This is a genomic window from Vagococcus allomyrinae, assembly GCF_017829975.1.
Lineage (GTDB): Bacteria > Bacillota > Bacilli > Lactobacillales > Vagococcaceae > Vagococcus_D > Vagococcus_D allomyrinae.
Genome location: NZ_JAEEGA010000002.1, coordinates 520710 through 537617, shown reverse-complemented (window position 1 = coordinate 537617; position 16908 = coordinate 520710). Strand labels below are relative to the sequence as shown.

Annotated in this window: 17 protein-coding genes; 12 read left to right on the top strand and 5 right to left on the bottom strand. The window is 38.8% G+C overall.

Annotated elements, in window-relative coordinates; translation table 11 throughout:
* Positions 1-5 precede the first annotated feature (5 nt).
* Positions 6-323: a cupin domain-containing protein gene (locus I6N95_RS05280; protein ID WP_209525352.1), complete on the bottom strand. Its 318-nt coding sequence runs from the start codon at positions 321-323 to the stop codon at positions 6-8.
* 323 nt (positions 324-646) lie between these two features.
* Between I6N95_RS05280 and I6N95_RS05275 the strand changes: the two genes are divergently transcribed.
* The 12 genes from I6N95_RS05275 (at position 647) to udk (ending at position 13377) form a co-directional block, all read left to right on the top strand.
* Entirely contained in the window at positions 647-2107 is a 1461-nt protein-coding gene (locus I6N95_RS05275) for a nicotinate phosphoribosyltransferase (protein ID WP_209525433.1), read from the top strand.
* 29 nt (positions 2108-2136) lie between these two features.
* Positions 2137-2961, top strand: coding sequence for an NAD(+) synthase (gene nadE / locus I6N95_RS05270; RefSeq protein WP_209525350.1), 825 nt, complete (start codon positions 2137-2139; stop codon positions 2959-2961).
* Positions 2962-3058: 97 nt separating this feature from the next.
* Positions 3059-4876, top strand: a complete 1818-nt coding sequence (locus I6N95_RS05265) for an LTA synthase family protein (protein WP_209525346.1) — start codon at positions 3059-3061, stop codon at positions 4874-4876.
* 3 nt (positions 4877-4879) lie between these two features.
* Positions 4880-5611 carry a tRNA 2-thiocytidine biosynthesis TtcA family protein gene (locus tag I6N95_RS05260; protein ID WP_209525344.1) on the top strand — a complete coding sequence of 244 codons (732 nt, stop codon included), beginning with the start codon at positions 4880-4882 and terminating at the stop codon, positions 5609-5611.
* A 282-nt stretch (positions 5612-5893) separates the two neighbouring features.
* Positions 5894-8626, top strand: coding sequence for a cation-translocating P-type ATPase (locus tag I6N95_RS05255; RefSeq protein ID WP_209525342.1), 2733 nt, complete (start codon positions 5894-5896; stop codon positions 8624-8626).
* Positions 8627-8755: 129 nt separating this feature from the next.
* Positions 8756-9190 (top strand): hypothetical protein, encoded by a 435-nt coding sequence (locus I6N95_RS05250; protein ID WP_209525340.1) that lies wholly within the window; start codon positions 8756-8758, stop codon positions 9188-9190.
* Positions 9191-9413: 223 nt separating this feature from the next.
* Positions 9414-9893 (top strand): GNAT family N-acetyltransferase, encoded by a 480-nt coding sequence (locus I6N95_RS05245; RefSeq protein ID WP_209525338.1) that lies wholly within the window; start codon positions 9414-9416, stop codon positions 9891-9893.
* A 28-nt stretch (positions 9894-9921) separates the two neighbouring features.
* The gene (locus I6N95_RS05240; RefSeq protein WP_209525336.1) at positions 9922-10224 is read left to right on the top strand and encodes a hypothetical protein; all 303 of its coding nucleotides are present in this window, start codon (positions 9922-9924) and stop codon (positions 10222-10224) included.
* A 146-nt stretch (positions 10225-10370) separates the two neighbouring features.
* Positions 10371-10736 (top strand): hypothetical protein, encoded by a 366-nt coding sequence (locus I6N95_RS05235; protein WP_209525334.1) that lies wholly within the window; start codon positions 10371-10373, stop codon positions 10734-10736.
* A gap of 774 nt (positions 10737-11510) precedes the next feature.
* Positions 11511-12251 (top strand): 16S rRNA pseudouridine(516) synthase, encoded by a 741-nt coding sequence (locus I6N95_RS05230; protein WP_209525332.1) that lies wholly within the window; start codon positions 11511-11513, stop codon positions 12249-12251.
* Positions 12244-12657, top strand: coding sequence for a FosX/FosE/FosI family fosfomycin resistance hydrolase (fosX, locus tag I6N95_RS05225; RefSeq protein ID WP_209525330.1), 414 nt, complete (start codon positions 12244-12246; stop codon positions 12655-12657). Before I6N95_RS05230 ends, fosX begins: the two co-directional genes overlap by 8 nt.
* 63 nt (positions 12658-12720) lie before the next feature.
* Positions 12721-13377, top strand: a complete 657-nt coding sequence (udk, locus tag I6N95_RS05220; protein WP_488225870.1) for a uridine kinase — start codon at positions 12721-12723, stop codon at positions 13375-13377.
* A gap of 63 nt (positions 13378-13440) precedes the next feature.
* Here udk and I6N95_RS05215 read toward each other — a convergent pair whose 3' ends face one another.
* From I6N95_RS05215 to I6N95_RS05200, 4 genes are all read right to left on the bottom strand, one after another.
* Complete coding sequence (locus tag I6N95_RS05215) at positions 13441-14628, bottom strand: site-specific integrase (RefSeq protein WP_209525328.1); 1188 nt, start codon at positions 14626-14628, stop codon at positions 13441-13443.
* 354 nt (positions 14629-14982) lie between these two features.
* Positions 14983-15270, bottom strand: a complete 288-nt coding sequence (locus tag I6N95_RS05210) for a hypothetical protein (protein ID WP_209525326.1) — start codon at positions 15268-15270, stop codon at positions 14983-14985.
* Between the two features lie 12 nt (positions 15271-15282).
* On the bottom strand, positions 15283-16218 hold the full coding sequence (locus tag I6N95_RS05205; protein WP_209525323.1) for an exonuclease domain-containing protein: 936 nt from the start codon (positions 16216-16218) through the stop codon (positions 15283-15285).
* Positions 16219-16401: 183 nt separating this feature from the next.
* The gene (locus tag I6N95_RS05200) at positions 16402-16869 is read right to left on the bottom strand and encodes a helix-turn-helix domain-containing protein (RefSeq protein WP_347340531.1); all 468 of its coding nucleotides are present in this window, start codon (positions 16867-16869) and stop codon (positions 16402-16404) included.
* Positions 16870-16908: the final 39 nt, after the last annotated feature.

Genomic DNA, 16908 nt, shown 5'->3' with positions numbered 1-16908 from the left:
ATCGATTAATCTCGCTCCACAAGCATCCAGACAACCACTGCCTCGTCTTGACCATCGTTGTAATTAATATGTTTTTCATTGGCAACAATCAGTTGGGCATCCCCAGGTGTTCCTAATAAATCAGTGCCATCTTCTAAAATTGTATGAGCCCGTCCTGAAACAACGTAAGAATACTCATCTTGTTCGTGACAAGCGTACCCTTCACTTGGACTACGTTCTCCTGGTTGCAATTTAATGACCCCCATTTGTACGCGTTTATTTTCTTGATTGTCAGGTGTAAAAAAATAAGTCATGGCCTGATCAAGTGTCGGTTTTATTTCCATTCTAATCTCCTTCTTGCAACGTTATTTGAGTTATCTATAAGTTTCAGAAACATACTAGTCAGTTCCCCAGCTTAACAACTATTTTTGTGACTTGAATTTTATCATATATCGGGGAATAAGTACAGTTCATTTTTAGAATTTTCTGACTATTGTGAACAACACTTTTGATTTTTTATCGTGAATTGCTACTAAGATTTTCTGATTAATGATACAATTATAGGTAAGAATTGTGTGATGTGTGTTGTGTGAAGAAACAAGCGATCGTTTGGAAACTAGCAGGACTGAGAACCTTACGACGTAATTATGAAGAATGGGGTATAGAAATGAACTATAACTATCCAGATGACAGCTTAATGCTGCACACAGATTTGTATCAAATCAATATGATGAAAACTTATTGGGAGCTTGAGCGGGCAAACCGCCATGCAGTCTTTGAATGCTATTTTAGATCCATGCCATTTAAAAATGGCTATGCGGTGTTTGCAGGCCTTGAGCGCTTAATTGATTATTTTGAAAACTTGCGCTTTACTGCATCAGATTTAGCTTATTTAAAAGAGGTTGAAGAATACCCAGAAGACTTTATCGCTTATTTGGCAGACTTCAAATTTGAGTGTACGGTTCGTTCCGCTGTTGAAGGCGAATTGGTTTATAACAATGAGCCGATTGTGCAAATCGAAGGTCCCTTGGCTCAGTGTCAGTTGGTAGAGACGGCGTTGTTGAATATCATCAATTATCAAACCTTGATCGCCACCAAAGCAGCCAGAATAAAATCGGTTGTAGGAGATGAGTTATTGATGGAGTTTGGTTCCCGTCGCGCTCAGGAAATGGATGCCGCTATTTGGGGAACGCGAGCTGCTTATATCGGTGGGTGTGATTCCACTAGTAACGTCCGAGCTGGCAAAATTTTTGGGATTCCTACAAGTGGGACTCACGCTCATTCCCTAGTTCAATCGTATATTGACGATTACAAAGCGTTTAAAGCCTATGCAGAAACTCATCGTGACTGCGTGTTCTTGGTGGATACCTATGACACCTTAAAGTCTGGTGTGCCTAATGCCATTAAAGTTGCCAATGAGATGGGCGATAAAATTAACTTTATGGGTGTTCGCATCGATAGTGGTGACATGGCCTATATCTCAAAAAAAGTCCGTAAGCAATTGGACGAAGCTGGTTATCCAGAGGCAAAAATTTACGCGTCCAATGATCTGGACGAGGCGACGATTCTTAATTTGAAAATGCAACATGCCAAAATTGACGTTTGGGGTGTGGGAACCAAACTGATCACGGCTTTTGATCAACCCGCTTTAGGAGCTGTTTATAAATTAGTGTCCATCGAAGACGATAGTGGCCAGATGGTGGATACGATCAAGCTCTCAAACAATGCTGAAAAAGTGTCCACACCAGGTAAAAAACAAGTGTGGCGGATTACGCAAAAAGAGACTCAGAAATCAGAAGGGGATTATATTGCGCTATGGGATGAAAACCCTAATGATTTAGAAGAACTCTTTATGTTCCATCCCGTTCACACTTACATCAATAAGACGGTGGTTAACTTTGAAGCTCGACCAATTCTGCAAGATATATACCATGACGGGCAGTTAATTTATACCTTGCCAGCATTGGAAGAGATCAAAAAAGTAGCCAATCAAAACCACGATAATTTGTGGGAAGAGTATAAACGGGATTTAAACCCTCAATTGTATCCTGTGGATTTGTCACAGGCCGCTTACGACAATAAAATGAAGATCATTGATCAGGTTCGCAAGAAAGTAAAAGAACTTTAATAAAACGAGACACGGAAGGATTGGCTGAGATGTCATTACAAGCAGAGATTATTAGTGAGCTAAAGGTGCTACCGGAAATTGATCCTCAAACAGAGATTCGTAAAAGTGTTGAATTTTTAAAAGATTATATGTTAAAGCACCCGTTTTTAAAAACCTTGGTATTGGGAATTAGTGGTGGCCAGGACTCCACATTAGCAGGTCGCCTTGGGCAAATTGCCATGAGTGAATTGCGAGCAGAAACTGGCAATCAAGCTTATCAATTTATAGGCATACGTCTACCTTATGGCAATCAGTCGGATGAAGAAGATGCCAAACGGGCATTAGCGTTTATCCAAGCAGATGTTGAATTGCGAGTGAATATAAAAGGGGCTGTTGACGCTACCGTTGAGTCCTTACTGGAAGTCGGCACGACGATTACCGATTTTAATAAAGGAAATATCAAAGCTCGTCAACGAATGATTGTCCAGTATGCTGTTGCAGGTGACCGCCAAGGCGCCGTTCTAGGGACAGATCATGCTGCAGAAAGTGTCACAGGCTTTTTCACTAAATTTGGCGATGGCGGTGCCGATATTTTACCACTATGGCGTTTGAATAAACGACAAGGGCGAGCCCTGTTAAAAGCCCTTGGAGCTGATCCAGCTCTGTATTTAAAAACACCAACGGCCGATTTAGAAGATGATAAGCCGATGTTGGCAGATGAAGTGGCTCTCGGAGTGACCTATGACGACATCGATGATTACCTAGAAGGACAAACCGTTAGCCCTGAAGCGGCAGCAACCATTGAAAGTTGGTGGCTAAAGACGGCTCATAAACGTCATTTACCTATCACTGTCTACGATGAATTTTGGCGGTAGAGCATAACTTATAGAAGAGCTGATAGAGTGCTAGAGCTATCAGCTCTTCTCGACCTAATAGGGGAAATTTTACACAGGAAGTTAGAGGAAGAAACACGTGAAAGAAAAAATTAAAAAGCAGTGGCCGAAAATCAAAATTGGGTTACAAGGCTTGATGACCCTTTTAATGGTCTTCGTGAGTAATTATTATTTACAACTAACTCAAAACAATATGAGTTGGGACTTGGCAACAAAGTTTGCCTTCAGTTGGCACACAGAAAAATTTTTGTTAGGTTGTTTGGTATTGGCGATCTTTTTGCTGTTTCTGATGTCAGTGATTGGTTCCTGGTCTGTTGGGCTACTCTTTTTTACTGTTGTGATTGGTGTTCTAGGATTTGCCAATTACCAAAAAATGTTTTATCGGGTGGAGCCGATCTATCCCGATGATTTGAAAATGATCACGGAATTATCCTTGATGAAAGAAATGGTTGGTACCTGGCCATTTATCATCTGCCTCTTGGTTATTGGGATTGCCCTGGGCTTTTTATGTTACGCCTTTTACCGCAGTTTGTTTTTATCTCGTCAACAACAGCTAGTTCGGGTTAGTTTGCTCCTGATTAGCTCGTTAGGTTTGTTTTATGTGGGGCAGTTTAATCAACCCTCTAATCTACTGCGCAAGGCGTACAATAAGACCGCTTTGTGGATTCCTTACAGCCAGAAAATGAACTACTACAATACCGGTTTTATGGGCGGTTTCTTGTATAATTTACATGTGGAACCGATGGCAAAGCCAGCTGATTATTCGGCAGAAAAAATCAAAGAGGTGGTTGCCAAGTATCAAGCAGAGACCATTGCCAAGGAGACAGAGCAGCCTAACATTGTTTATATCATGTCTGAAAGTTTTTCGGACCCCTTGCGTTTAAAAGGTCTGGCAAGTGACGATGATCCGTTGAAAGCCTATCATGAGATTGCCAGTCAGACATATAGTGGGCAAATGCTCTCTCAGAATTATGGTGGCGGGACAGCCAATATTGAGTTTGAAGCCTTAACCGGTTTTTCGATGGAATTGTTTAATAGTCAGCTGACGACGCCTTATACCATGTTGGTACCGAATTTAGCTGAGCTGCCTTCCATCGTATCCTTAACGAAGGAGCGGGGATATCAGACAACGGCGATTCATCCATATAATACATCCATGTATAAGCGAAAAGATGTATACAACGTCTTAGGATTTGATCAATTTTTAGATGAGTCTACCATGACTCACCAAGAAAAATTGGAAAACAATCCTTATATTTCTGATCAAGCCGCTTTTAATGAAGTTTTGGATTTATTAGAGACAGATAGTCCGCAGTTTGTTCACTTGGTAACCATGCAGACCCACATGCCCTATAAAGATAAGTATGAGGCTTCAGGGCGTCAAATTAGTGGCGTAGATAACCCACAAACGATGGATAATTACTTGACCGATGTGCAATACACCAGCCAAGCTCTAGCAAGCTTTTTAGACGAGCTGAAAAGCTTGCCACAGCGCACCTTAGTAGTTTTTTGGGGAGATCATTTGCCAAGTATTTATTCGGATAGTTTTCAAGCAGCCAATACGGATGTAGACCTCCATTTAACCGAGTTTTTATTCTGGGACAGTCAAGGGAAACTCAAAGAAACGACCAACCTTGCTAACATTAGCCCTATTTATTTTAGTCCTAAGCTCTTTGAATTAAGCGGTCTTTCAGGAACGGGCTTTTATCGCTTATTATCGGAGTTAGAGGCTGTTTTACCAGCCTTTGAGAAAAATTTTTATTACACTAATCAGTGGGGAACGACCATGGTATTAAGTGATGACGATCAACAACTGTATCATGACTATCAATTAATTCAATACGACATTGTTGCTGGTAAACAATACAGCATTAAAGAAGACTTTTTTAAGGAGTAACCTATGGGACATCAAAAGAAAGACAATCAACTGTATTACAATCCTGTACGTCGGGCAATTCTTAATTATCAGATGATTGAACCAGGAGATCGGGTGGCGGTTGGGTTAAGCGGTGGGAAAGACAGCACAACGTTATTCTACTTATTGGATCGAATGGCAAAGGAACAACGCTTAGGTTTTTCCTTTGAGTTAGTTCCGATTACTTTGGACATGGACATGGGAATGGATATTAGCCCTTTAAAGACCTTCATTGAGAATTTGGGATATGAACTTAAGGTAGTTCCAACGAATATTGCCACCGTGGTCTTTGATATTCGTCAAGAAAAATCCCCTTGTTCGTTGTGTGCCAAGCTACGGCGCGGGATTTTGAATCAATCAGCTAAAGACTTAGGCTGTCAGAAAGTCGCTTTAGGCCACCATGCAGATGACGCTATTGAAACCTATCTGATGAATTTTTTACTTCATGGTAAATTAGCCAGCTTTGAACCAGTGACTTACTTGAGCAAGGTGGACATTACCTTGATTCGCCCTCTCCTTTATTTGGAAGAAACCACCATTAAGAAATTTGTGGCTCGCGAAGACTTACCCGTCATTTTTAATCCCTGTCCGGTTGATAAAAAAACCAAGCGGGAAGAGATGAAAAAGCTGGTGACGCAGCTATCTGAAACCTACCCAATGATTCGGCAACGATTCATTCAAGGGATGGAGCAAGGGACAGCAGAAAATTTTTGGTAGAGAAGGGTCTAATAACCTGAAAAAGTTAGTGATGATAAGGGTTTCAATTGCTGATTTAAGGTAGAATTTATTGCAACCTGTCAAAAATCGTGTATAATTATAAATGAAATTGCTCATAAGGGAGTAACTGGCGGCATCAGCCGTGACAACATCACCAGCACTGAAGGGAAATCCTTTCTGGTGTTGTCTTAATTAGTGAGACTTATGTATGCTCTTATTTGCGCATACACAAGTCTCTTTTTGTATTCTGTGTACGCAAGTAAAAAAATTAGGAGGATGGAAATGTCGGAAGAGAAAAAGCAACAACTGAAAGAAGCATTTTATACTCAAACTGAAACAGAAGTACTTGAGAAAATGCAGACATCAAAAGACGGGTTATCCAATCAGGAAGCCCAAAAACGATTAGAGGAATATGGAGCTAATCAATTAGATGAAGGGAAAAAGAAAACCCTGTTATCTAAATTCATCGATCAGTTTAAAGACTTTATGATCATGATTTTATTAGCAGCTGCCTTGATTTCATTCTTTACAGGCGATCGCGTCGAAGCTATTATGATTATTGTTGTGGTTCTTATTATGGCGATCTTTGGGGTGGTCCAAGAAGCGAAAGCCGAACAGGCCATCGATGCGCTGAAAAGTATGGCAACGCCAAACGCTAATGCCATGCGTGATGGCAATGTTAAAACCGTTAAAAGTACTGAATTAGTGCCAGGAGACATCATCATGTTAGAAGCAGGCGACGTGATTCCAGCGGATCTGCGTTTGATTGAAGCGAACTCCATGAAGATTGAAGAAGCGGCTTTAACGGGTGAATCGGTGCCGGTGGAGAAAGATATTGCCGTTATTAGCGATGCGGAAACAGGAATCGGCGATCGTTTGAACATGGCGTACATGAACAGTAACGTGACCTATGGCCGCGGAGTTGGTGTGGTTGTGGGAACAGGGATGAATACCGAAGTTGGTAAGATTGCCCATATGTTATCGCAAGCAGATGAAACCAACACACCATTAAAAGAGAACTTAAATTCTTTAGGTAAAACACTGACAATCGCAATCTTAGGAATCTGTGTGATCATGTTTGGTGTTGGGATGCTAAAAGGCAATACGACTTGGATTGACATGTTGTTAACCTCTGTTTCACTTGCTGTCGCAGCAATTCCAGAAGGTTTGCCGGCAATTGTGACCATCGTCTTGGCGATTGGCACGCAGAAAATGGCCAAACGAAATGCCTTGGTCCGTAAGTTGCCAGCTGTTGAAACGTTAGGTAGCACGGATATTATCTGTTCTGATAAAACTGGCACTTTGACAGTTAATAAAATGACAGTTGAAGCAGTTTTCACCAATAACGAATTACATTCTGCAACGGACGAGCTTGCAGCTGATAACATGACCTTAAAAGTTATGAACTACTGTAACGATACTAAATTTTCGAAAGAAGGCACGTTAATCGGTGATCCGACGGAGACTGCCTTAGTCCAATTTGGTTTAAACAAAGCTTACGATGTTCGTGAGAAGTTAGTCGCTGAACCGCGTGTTGGCGAAGCGCCATTTGATTCAGATCGTAAATTAATGTCCACCATTCATGAGCTGGCTGACGGTCGTTTCTTGGTAGCCACTAAAGGTGCGCCAGATGAATTATTAAAACGTTGTGTCTCTTATGACGTTAACGGTGAATTAAAACCAATGGATGATGCTGAACGTCAGCTAATCCTAGAAAATAATACTGGTTTGGCTAAACAAGCGCTCCGCGTCTTAGCTATGGCTTACAAAATTGTTGACACAAAACCAACAAGTGTAGAATCTGCTGATTTAGAAAAAGACCTGGTTTTCTCTGGTTTAGTGGGAATGATTGATCCAGAGCGTCAAGAAGCAGCAGAAGCTGTCCGTGTTGCCAAAGAAGCGGGAATTCGTCCTGTGATGATTACTGGTGATCACCGTGACACTGCTGAAGCAATTGCGATTCGCTTGGGAATTTTAGGGAAAGATCAACACGAAGCGGTCATTACCGGTGCTGAACTAAATGACATGTCTGAAGAAGAATTCGCCAAAAAAGTAGTGAATTACTCTGTTTACGCCCGCGTTTCTCCTGAACATAAGGTGAGAATCGTGAAGGCTTGGCAAACAGCAGGTAAAGTTGTTGCCATGACCGGTGACGGTGTTAATGATGCCCCAGCTCTTAAAACAGCTGATATTGGGATTGGTATGGGAATTACCGGAACAGAAGTATCAAAAGGTGCCAGTGACATGGTCCTTGCAGATGATAACTTTGCGACGATTATCGTAGCTGTTGAAGAGGGACGTAAAGTTTTCTCTAATATCCAAAAAACCATTCAATACTTGTTGGCTGCTAACTTAGGTGAAGTACTGACCTTATTTATCGCCACATTAATTGGGTGGGATACGTTACTTCCGGTTCACTTATTGTGGATCAACGTCGTGACAGATACCTTCCCAGCGATTGCACTTGGTCTTGAACCAGCGGAACGTGATGTGATGAGTCACAAACCTCGTGGCCGTAACTCCAACTTCTTCTCTGGCGGTGTTATGAGCAGTGTGATTTATCAAGGGATTCTGGAAGCTGCCATTACCTTAGGCGTGTACTGGGCAGCCATTCAATGGCCAGCACACCTGGCTTTAACAGCTGCTCAAAAAGCAACTGCTATTGCCGATGGTATTTCCATCTCTGATGCTATTTATGACATGCAACATGCTGATGCCTTGACGATGGCTTTTGCAACATTAGGCTTGATTCAACTATTCCATGCCTTCAATGTTAAGTCCATTCATCAATCCATCTTCAAAGTGGGCGCTTTTAGAAACAAAGTCTTTAACTATGCGGTCTTGTTATCCTTTGTGTTATTGGCGAGTACGATTGTGATTCCAGGCTTTAACGATTTGTTTAGCGTGGCTCACTTAGATGCTTATCAATGGGCAATTGTCTTTGGTTCATCAATCGCGATTATCCCAATTGTGGAAATTGTGAAGTTCTTCCAAAGAAAAACACTAGACATCTAAATGCTGATAGATCCTCTGACCATGGTCAGGGGATTTTGTGTCTAATGAACACTTTATTAATGAAAGCTTTTCTTCTTTGATTAAACAGTGTAAAATAGAAACAGATGACGAAAGAAAGAGGAGAACGAAGTGAAAATAAATTTAGGCTTTTATATTCAAAAAATAAACGATATTGTCAAGGAAACGGAAGCCATTGGCGAAACCATGAACCCGTATTTTGAAGAGATTAGAACGGCGATTGATAATGAGACAGTGGGTCAATTGTCAGCCGATAAATTGACAGAGATACACGATAATTTTGCTAAAGGAACCACTAGCTATCAAGGACTATTAGATACAATTAAAGGATTGAAAGCACCAGCAAAAGTGATCGGCATTCATAAAAAGCTGGAAAAATCATACACAGATTATGTTGCTGGCTGTCAGGCAATGGTCGAGTCCATTAACCCATCAGAAGTGACAGTGGATGCCGCTGCCTTTGATAAGGCCGAGAAAAAGCAAGATGAGACCACAGATACGATCGCATTTTGTATTCAACGAATGACAAGTTTGTTAATGAAATAAGAAAAGACTGTTTCATGATTAGTTGCCTAATTGTGAAACAGTCTCTTTTTATACAAATAGCTAGAAGAAGTCCCGATCTTGTCACTTGTAACGATGGCAATCATCGGACACTATCCTACCTAAAAAGAGCAATGTTATAATTAAATAAGAAGATATCAATCAAGCCGAACTTAGGGGACATCTATGAAGTATCGGTGTATGTAATAAAATAGGAGTGGATGAGATGAATGAAATCACGCTACGGCCATTTAAGGATGAAGACATGCCAATGTTGGCTATTTGGTTAGAAAAACAGCATATTCGAAAATGGTATCAGAATCCGGAAGATTGGTTATTGGAAGTGACTGAACGAAATAATACGTATGCTTGGCTTCATCATTTTATTGTCATGAATGAAGCGATTGCGATAGGTTTTTGTCAATATTATGATTGTTATGATGCAAGAGAACTTGAAACTTGGTACACGGTGCATGAGCCTGGTGAGACATTTAGCATTGATTATTTGATCGGCAATGAATGGGATATAGGAAAAGGATATGGGAAAGAAATTGTCCGCCTTTTAACAGAACGAATAGCCAATCAAGAAAAAGGTCAGAGAATTGTTGTGCAGCCAGAAAAAGAAAATACGGCTTCCAATAAGGTGTTGGAATGGAACAACTATGTTTATGATGATGAGAAAAAGTACTACGTTATCCAATTATAGTCGTGATTAATTAAGAAAGGTGGTAAAGATGGGACTTAAAAAATGGCTAAAAGGATTTAAAAAAAACGACTCAGATTGGTTGGTTGAGTCATTTAAAGAAGAACAGGTAAAGACAACAAGTGTTCCAGAAACATTTCATTTAAAAGAGTTTTCGCCATTTGGTTATAAGACAACTTGGTTTGCCCTGTATACCAATGATATTGAAGGCGTTGCGGCAACGCTTAAAGCTGCCGATTTGAGCACAATAGCGATGGTAAAGAATGATTGGTTGTTGCTTCAAACGAATTCAGAAAATATGGTTGACTATAACCATATAGTTCCCATTAAATAATCATCCTTTACCGTTAAACTTTCAGCCAGAAAAAAAGCAGAAAGTACCACTCTTGGCGGATGATTATGCGGATTATCCAATGGAACTATCTGTTTGATTACTTAACATGATGTATACAGCTAAAAAAGTTATCGAAGAATTCGGAAATGTCCCGTGATTTTTTAGTGGAAATAGAAAAACAAGGGTTAATGGATCAACCATTAAAGGAATTGTTGGAGGAATTAAGCCGACGGTACCAAACTGCCTACTACTTTTCAAGTAATCGGATTAGCGATTGTTATGGTTGGGTGAAAGCCCGTAATGGAAAAGTTATCCGCTGTTTTGAATTCATCGGCGATTATGGTGTTGTGTTAAATCAAGGTGAATTAAGCGATGAAGAACGGGGACTAGCTATTGATTTTGAGCGTCTTAACCAGCAAATAGCTGAGGAAGTCGATGATTACACCATGCCGACAGAAGAAGATGTCATTGAAATTGCAAGTGTCTGGTCTATAAATCCACTGGATAATTGAGAAGGAGGAAGTTGAAGTCCAAGCTAGGACAAATGCCCCAGCTTGGAAGGATATCGTGTAGTTGACGTAGAGGGGGCACTTAGGATTATGGGCAACAATTTGGTGTTGATTGGGTGAGCAACTTAATAGCTCCAGTAATTATCACTAAAGAAGCTTAGCTGCTATGGGCGTGACAAACGTCATTTTGACTATTTTTTAAGGAATCATTATTTAAACTGGACTTTTAAGATAAACCATAGTAAAATGAACATATAACCAACAACAACCTTTTTATTTTTCATTTTACTCCTCCAGAGTAAAATAACTCCTTTTTTCCGCCTATCAAGTAGATGGGCGGTTTTTTTGAGTTAACATGGAGAAGAACTACCTCTTGAGAGGGGAAAAGAGAAGAACCTTAAGCTGCATTTTTTGTCTATCTAACAGATAGGCTTTTTTACTCTATAGAGGAAAGTATAAAACTTTCTCTATATCGTAGTTTGGATCCAGCTTCACGAGGCAACCACTACGCTTTGAAGGACGAAGTAAGACAAAATTATTTTAGTGACAAAGGCTTTTCTGCTCTATAAAAAATACGAACGGAAATTGGTTCCTGCAACAACCAAAAGAAATAATTGATTATTAACCCTTTCTCCTCACGATCATTTTCCACAGAAAATGGTGGTGGGGAGAATTTTTTTGAATCAGTATCGGAACAGCTCTTGTTTAGAACAGGCTAGCTTCTATGACAAAATTAAGGTACACTATAACGAGAAGTTTTGAGACAGGAGTTAAATCATGCGTCTTGATAAATTATTAGAAGCAGCGAAAGTCGGATCTCGCAAAGAGGTTAAACGTCTTCTTGTCAGTCGTCACGTCAAAGTTGATGGGGGAGTCGTGCAAAGTGGGGCGTATAATGTGGACCCTGTTTTACAGCGTGTCACACTAAAAGAACAGGTTGTCCAAGGTCCGGCCCATGTCTATTATATGTTAAATAAGCCCCAAGGAGCGGTCAGTGCCGTACGTGATAAGCAACATCAGACCGTGGTGGATTTGATAGCCGCTTCGGATCGACGGCCAGGTTTGTTTCCAGTTGGACGTTTGGATCGTGATACCGAAGGATTATTGTTGCTGACAGATAATGGTAAACTGGCTCATCAATTGTTGGTTCCGTTAAAAGGAGTTGTCAAACAGTATGAAGCAGTAGTCAATGAGCGAGTAACCACGTCAGATATCAAGGCCTTTCAGGCTGGGATTACCTTTCATGGCGGTGTGACTTGCCAACCAGCAGATTTACAGATAGTAACAGCGACGGAAAGTGAAAGTCGAGTGCTAGTGAGTATTACGGAAGGGAAATTTCATCAAGTTAAAAAAATGTTTCTGTCTGTGGGGAAAAAAGTCATTTATTTAAAACGAGTGACCATGGGAAGTTTGTGTTTGGACGAGGGGCTAAAACCAGGCGACTATCGGCCTCTAACCTCAGAAGAGTTGCGGTTGTTACAAAGGTATTTTAATGAAAGGAGTGCGTCAGATGATTGAAGGGATTAGCCATATGACATTTATTGTGGCGGATCTAGACAAGGCCAGTTTGTTTTTTGAAGAAATTTTTAATGCTAAGCAGGTGTATGATAGTGGAAATCAGACTTATTCCCTATCCAAGGAACGTTTCTTTTTGATCGGCGATCTTTGGATTGCTATTATGGAGGGAGAATCCTTAACAGAAACGACTTACAATCACATTGCTTTTAAAATACCAAAGGAGACATTACCTCTCTATTTAGAGAAAATTAACAGCTTGGGATTAACGATCAAAGAGCAACGGAGCCGCGTCAAAGAAGAAGGAGAGTCCCTTTATTTTTATGATTTTGATCACCATCTCTTTGAGCTCCATACAGGGACTTTGGCAGAACGCTTAACGCGTTACGAACGAGATCAAAATAATTGATTATTTAGTAAGAAAAGATTGAATCCTAATCGAATATAGATTAGTATAGGTAGAGGAAATCATATGACGAAAGAGGTAATAAGCAAAATGGAAATCGTGCGTAAGCCAATAGTGATTGGCGTAACTGGTGGGTCTGGGAGCGGCAAAACAAGTGTTAGTAAAGCCATTTTAAACGAGTTTAAAGACCACTCAATTTTATTATTTGAGCAAGACTCTTACTACAAAAATCAAGATGAGTTAAGTTTTGAAGAACGCTTAAACACAAATTACGATCATCCATTTGCTTTTGATACAGATTTATTAATTCAACAACTAACCGACCTTATTAACTTTAAAGCGATAGATAAACCCGTTTACGATTACGAGGCTCACACTCGAAGTCAACAGGTCGTTCATCAGGAACCTAAAGAAGTGATCATAATCGAAGGGATTCTTATTTTAGAAGACGAACGTTTGCGGGACTTAATGGATATTAAGCTTTACGTGGATACAGAAGATGACATTCGCATTATTCGCCGTATTAAACGAGACATGGAAGAACGAGGACGGACACTTGATTCAGTTATTGAACAGTATCTGACAGTTGTTAAGCCGATGTTCCATCAATTTATTGAGCCAACTAAAAAGTATGCCGACATCATTATTCCAGAAGGTGGCGAAAACCAAGTAGCGATCGATTTGATGACCACTAAAATTGCCAGTATCTTGGATTTGCATTGATAGTGTTGGGGTTTAAGTGGTTTGAAAATGAGTGGAAAACGAGCTTGCCCCACTTTTGCCCCATTATCCTAAATTTTTAAGCATTTTGTCGAAGTTTGCTATAGATTCTTGTTTTTTATCACCTGTAATATGGGCGTAGATATCTAAAGTTGTTTTTATTGATGCATGACCAAGAAGTGCCTGGATATGCTTCACATTAGTGTCAGCTTGAATAAGTAGTGCAGTATATGTGTGTCTTAGTCCATGAGGGGTGATTCTGGTGATTTCACCGTCAAGTCTGGACATAATGACGTCTAACTTTGTTCGGATATCTCTTGGCGTAAATGGAGAGCCATTCTTTTTGGGAAAGATGTAGCATTGCTCTTCAAATTGAGCTGAAAACTTTAGTTTGTATTCTTTTCTTAAACGCAACCATTTTTCTAATTGCTTATAGGCTATTTCTGGTAAAGGGATTGTTCTATAAGCGTTTTTTGTTTTTGGTGGATAGACTGTATAAGTATCGTTAGTCTGGCTGGTAGCCTTTGATGCAAGAGTTTTTGAGATGTTTATTTCTTTTGTGATTGGGTAATAATCAGATAGTTGCAGTGCGCAAGCTTCACCGACTCTTAAACCACCGTAAAGCATTAAGTAATAAATAGCGAGTTCTCTTTCTTTTTCAAGTTTAACATGGATAAAGTCCAGTTTTCTTTTTTTGTTAATATCCTCAATACAGTAGTTCTTAAAGATAGTTATCTCTTGCGTTTCTAAAAAGAGAATTTGCTCGTCTTCATTGTCGTAATGAGGGATTTTAATATCAGCAATAGGATTAAATTTGAAGTAAGAGTCTCTAACTGCGTGTTTTGCCATCATTTGTGCCACTTGATTAATGGAAATTAACGTATTATAGGCATAATTTTTTGATAATTCGTTTATCGCTTTTTGATAAAAGTTGTGATTCAATTTTTTCAGCTTAGTTTCACCAAATTTCGCTTTTAAGATATTGGTGTTATTCTCTCTATTTCGCCAAGAGGTCTCCTTAACAGTTGGTTTATATGATTCGAACCATACATCTAAATAATTACTAATAGTAATATTTTCATTCCTCTCAATAAAGCCATCCTTCAAATCAATAGTAACCTGAGAAGCCTCATATCGAGCCAATTCTTTGGTTTTAAAACCTCCTTTACTTTTCTCTTTTGTTTTACCTGTCATCTGATCGACGTATCTGATACGATACTCCCAGTTTTTTCCTCGTTTACGAAAAGTCGCCATATTTTTTTCATCCTTTCAATAATAGAATAAAGTGTAATAAAGGTTACAGGATATCTTCACTGAAATTTGTAATTTATAGACACCTAGTTCAAGTTATCATACAACATGGATCTTTGTGATGGCAAGCACTTGTATTACTTAATGAAATACATTTATCATCTTTTGAGCACCGCTTAATTTGTTAAGTAAATCATTCCATATTGCGTTAGAGTAATTAGCTTTGTTAGCTTGTTCTAAAGTGCTGACACGAATGTATGGCCCCGCGTTCAATTCTATTTGTACCTCATTCTATATAAGAGTCATTAGATCTTTTGACGTCTATTTATTTGATTGGTAAGAGGGGCAAGCGACTTATCAAAAGTAAGCTAGAAGATTGAACTCTTCAAGTATTTTTTTAGTCTTTGGAATTTCTTTGTTTGGTTGCGCATTGATAAAGTTGAAAAAAGATAATTCTTCAATACTTGGTTTAACAATTGATTTAATATCTTTTATTAGTATAATTCGTATGGCATCTGTTATTAGAAAACTATTCTTAGTTGTCATATGAAGAGAGTTGCCATAGATGCAATCATCATTTGAGAGATCGCTAGCGACTTTTGAAACTATAAAAATTTTACCTGAATTTGAGGTTATTTTTTCCATATTTTTCCACTCCTACCAAATCATTTTTAAAAAATCACTTTCTCCTAATAATTGGATATCTTGTCCCGATGCTAACAGTTTTTCAGCTTTGAGTATCTTTGAAGATTTTAAACTATCCCCAACTACTCTGATGTCTTGTTCCCCCATAACTAAAAAGTTAACTTTTTTAGTAACTCCGATTTCAGGTATTCCACCTACTTCGGCCAACATTAAAGCAGCCTCGTTTCTGGAGAAACTTTCTAATTTTCCAGTGAAACAAACATGCTTATTATAAAAAAAATGCGACTCATCAATATCATTTTTACTAACTGATTCAATTATTTCCTTGAAAACTAGAGATTTGTTGCCAGTCTTTTTAATTTTTCTAATTCGAAACCCCGAGCCTTTTGAACCGGAAATTTCCCCCATTTTAGTATAGTTAACATGGTTAAGCAAATCAGCTACATTATCGAAAGAATTGTTTTGACATAAGTATAATATAAGAGCAGCACATGCTTTAGCGTCCTCCAGGGCATTATGATGTTCAAAATCAAAATTTATTAAATTAGCTAAATCAACGAGTTTGTAACTTAATAAATTTAAATATTTTCTTGATAAATAATAACTATCAAAATAATTAGCTTCAAAATCGAAAATATTATATCTGTCATTGGAATCTCGAATAACTCCCATATCAAAAGGAGCGTAATGAGCAACCAATGGAAGGTTTTCCAAAAAAGCTTCAATCTCTTTAATTACTAAATCATAGGGTGGCGAGGTAGTGACCATATCTTCAGTGATACCATGTATGTGTGAATTAAAAGAATCGAAGTCATCTTCTGGATTGATTAGGGAGTAGAAAGTATCAACTACTTCCCCGTTAATTACTTTCACCATGCCAACAGAACAGGCTGAAGCTCTGAACGCGTTGGCAGTTTCAAAATCAATTGCAACAAAATTAATACTCATTTTAATACCTCCTAGAAATTGAATAGTTTTGTTCAGCTTATGCTAAAGTGAATGTCCAATTCAGTATTCTGCATGAAACTTCCCATCATCCGCTCAGATGAAAAGGTGAGTTTCTATTTGTAGCATTAAGTTGTCTTTATCTATTTTTAGTATTATCAATCACTAATTTCAAGTAATCTGGCATTAGCTTACATCTTGGTTGTTGTTTGGATGTTTCTTTGAAAATTTCTTTTGTAGTGCCTTTAAATTGTCTATTGCAAGTTCTTTTCCATCGTCATCAAGCGAGTTAAACAGAGAAGTATAGGTTGATATTTCCTCATTCTCTATTATATCTTCATTTGATTTAAGAAAATCGGTATACTGTTGCTTCGTGTACGCTATGACTTGTTTTTTTCGATTTTTTGGTAGTTGCTCATACATGTGCGAAAAAGATAGTTTCTTTTCCATTGGAACGTCTAATCCCATGAGCCATGCTTCATCAACATTCAATACTTTCGCCAATATATAAATTTTATCCTGCTTAGCTTCGTATTTTCCTGATAACCATTGACTGATTGAAGATTTCCCAATACCTGTCTTATATGAAAGGTCGATCGCTTTAATATTTCTTATATCCATAGCTTTTTTTAAACGAGATGCAAAATTTTCTATGTGACATCACCTCCGAAATCATATTAAGTATATAGCTAA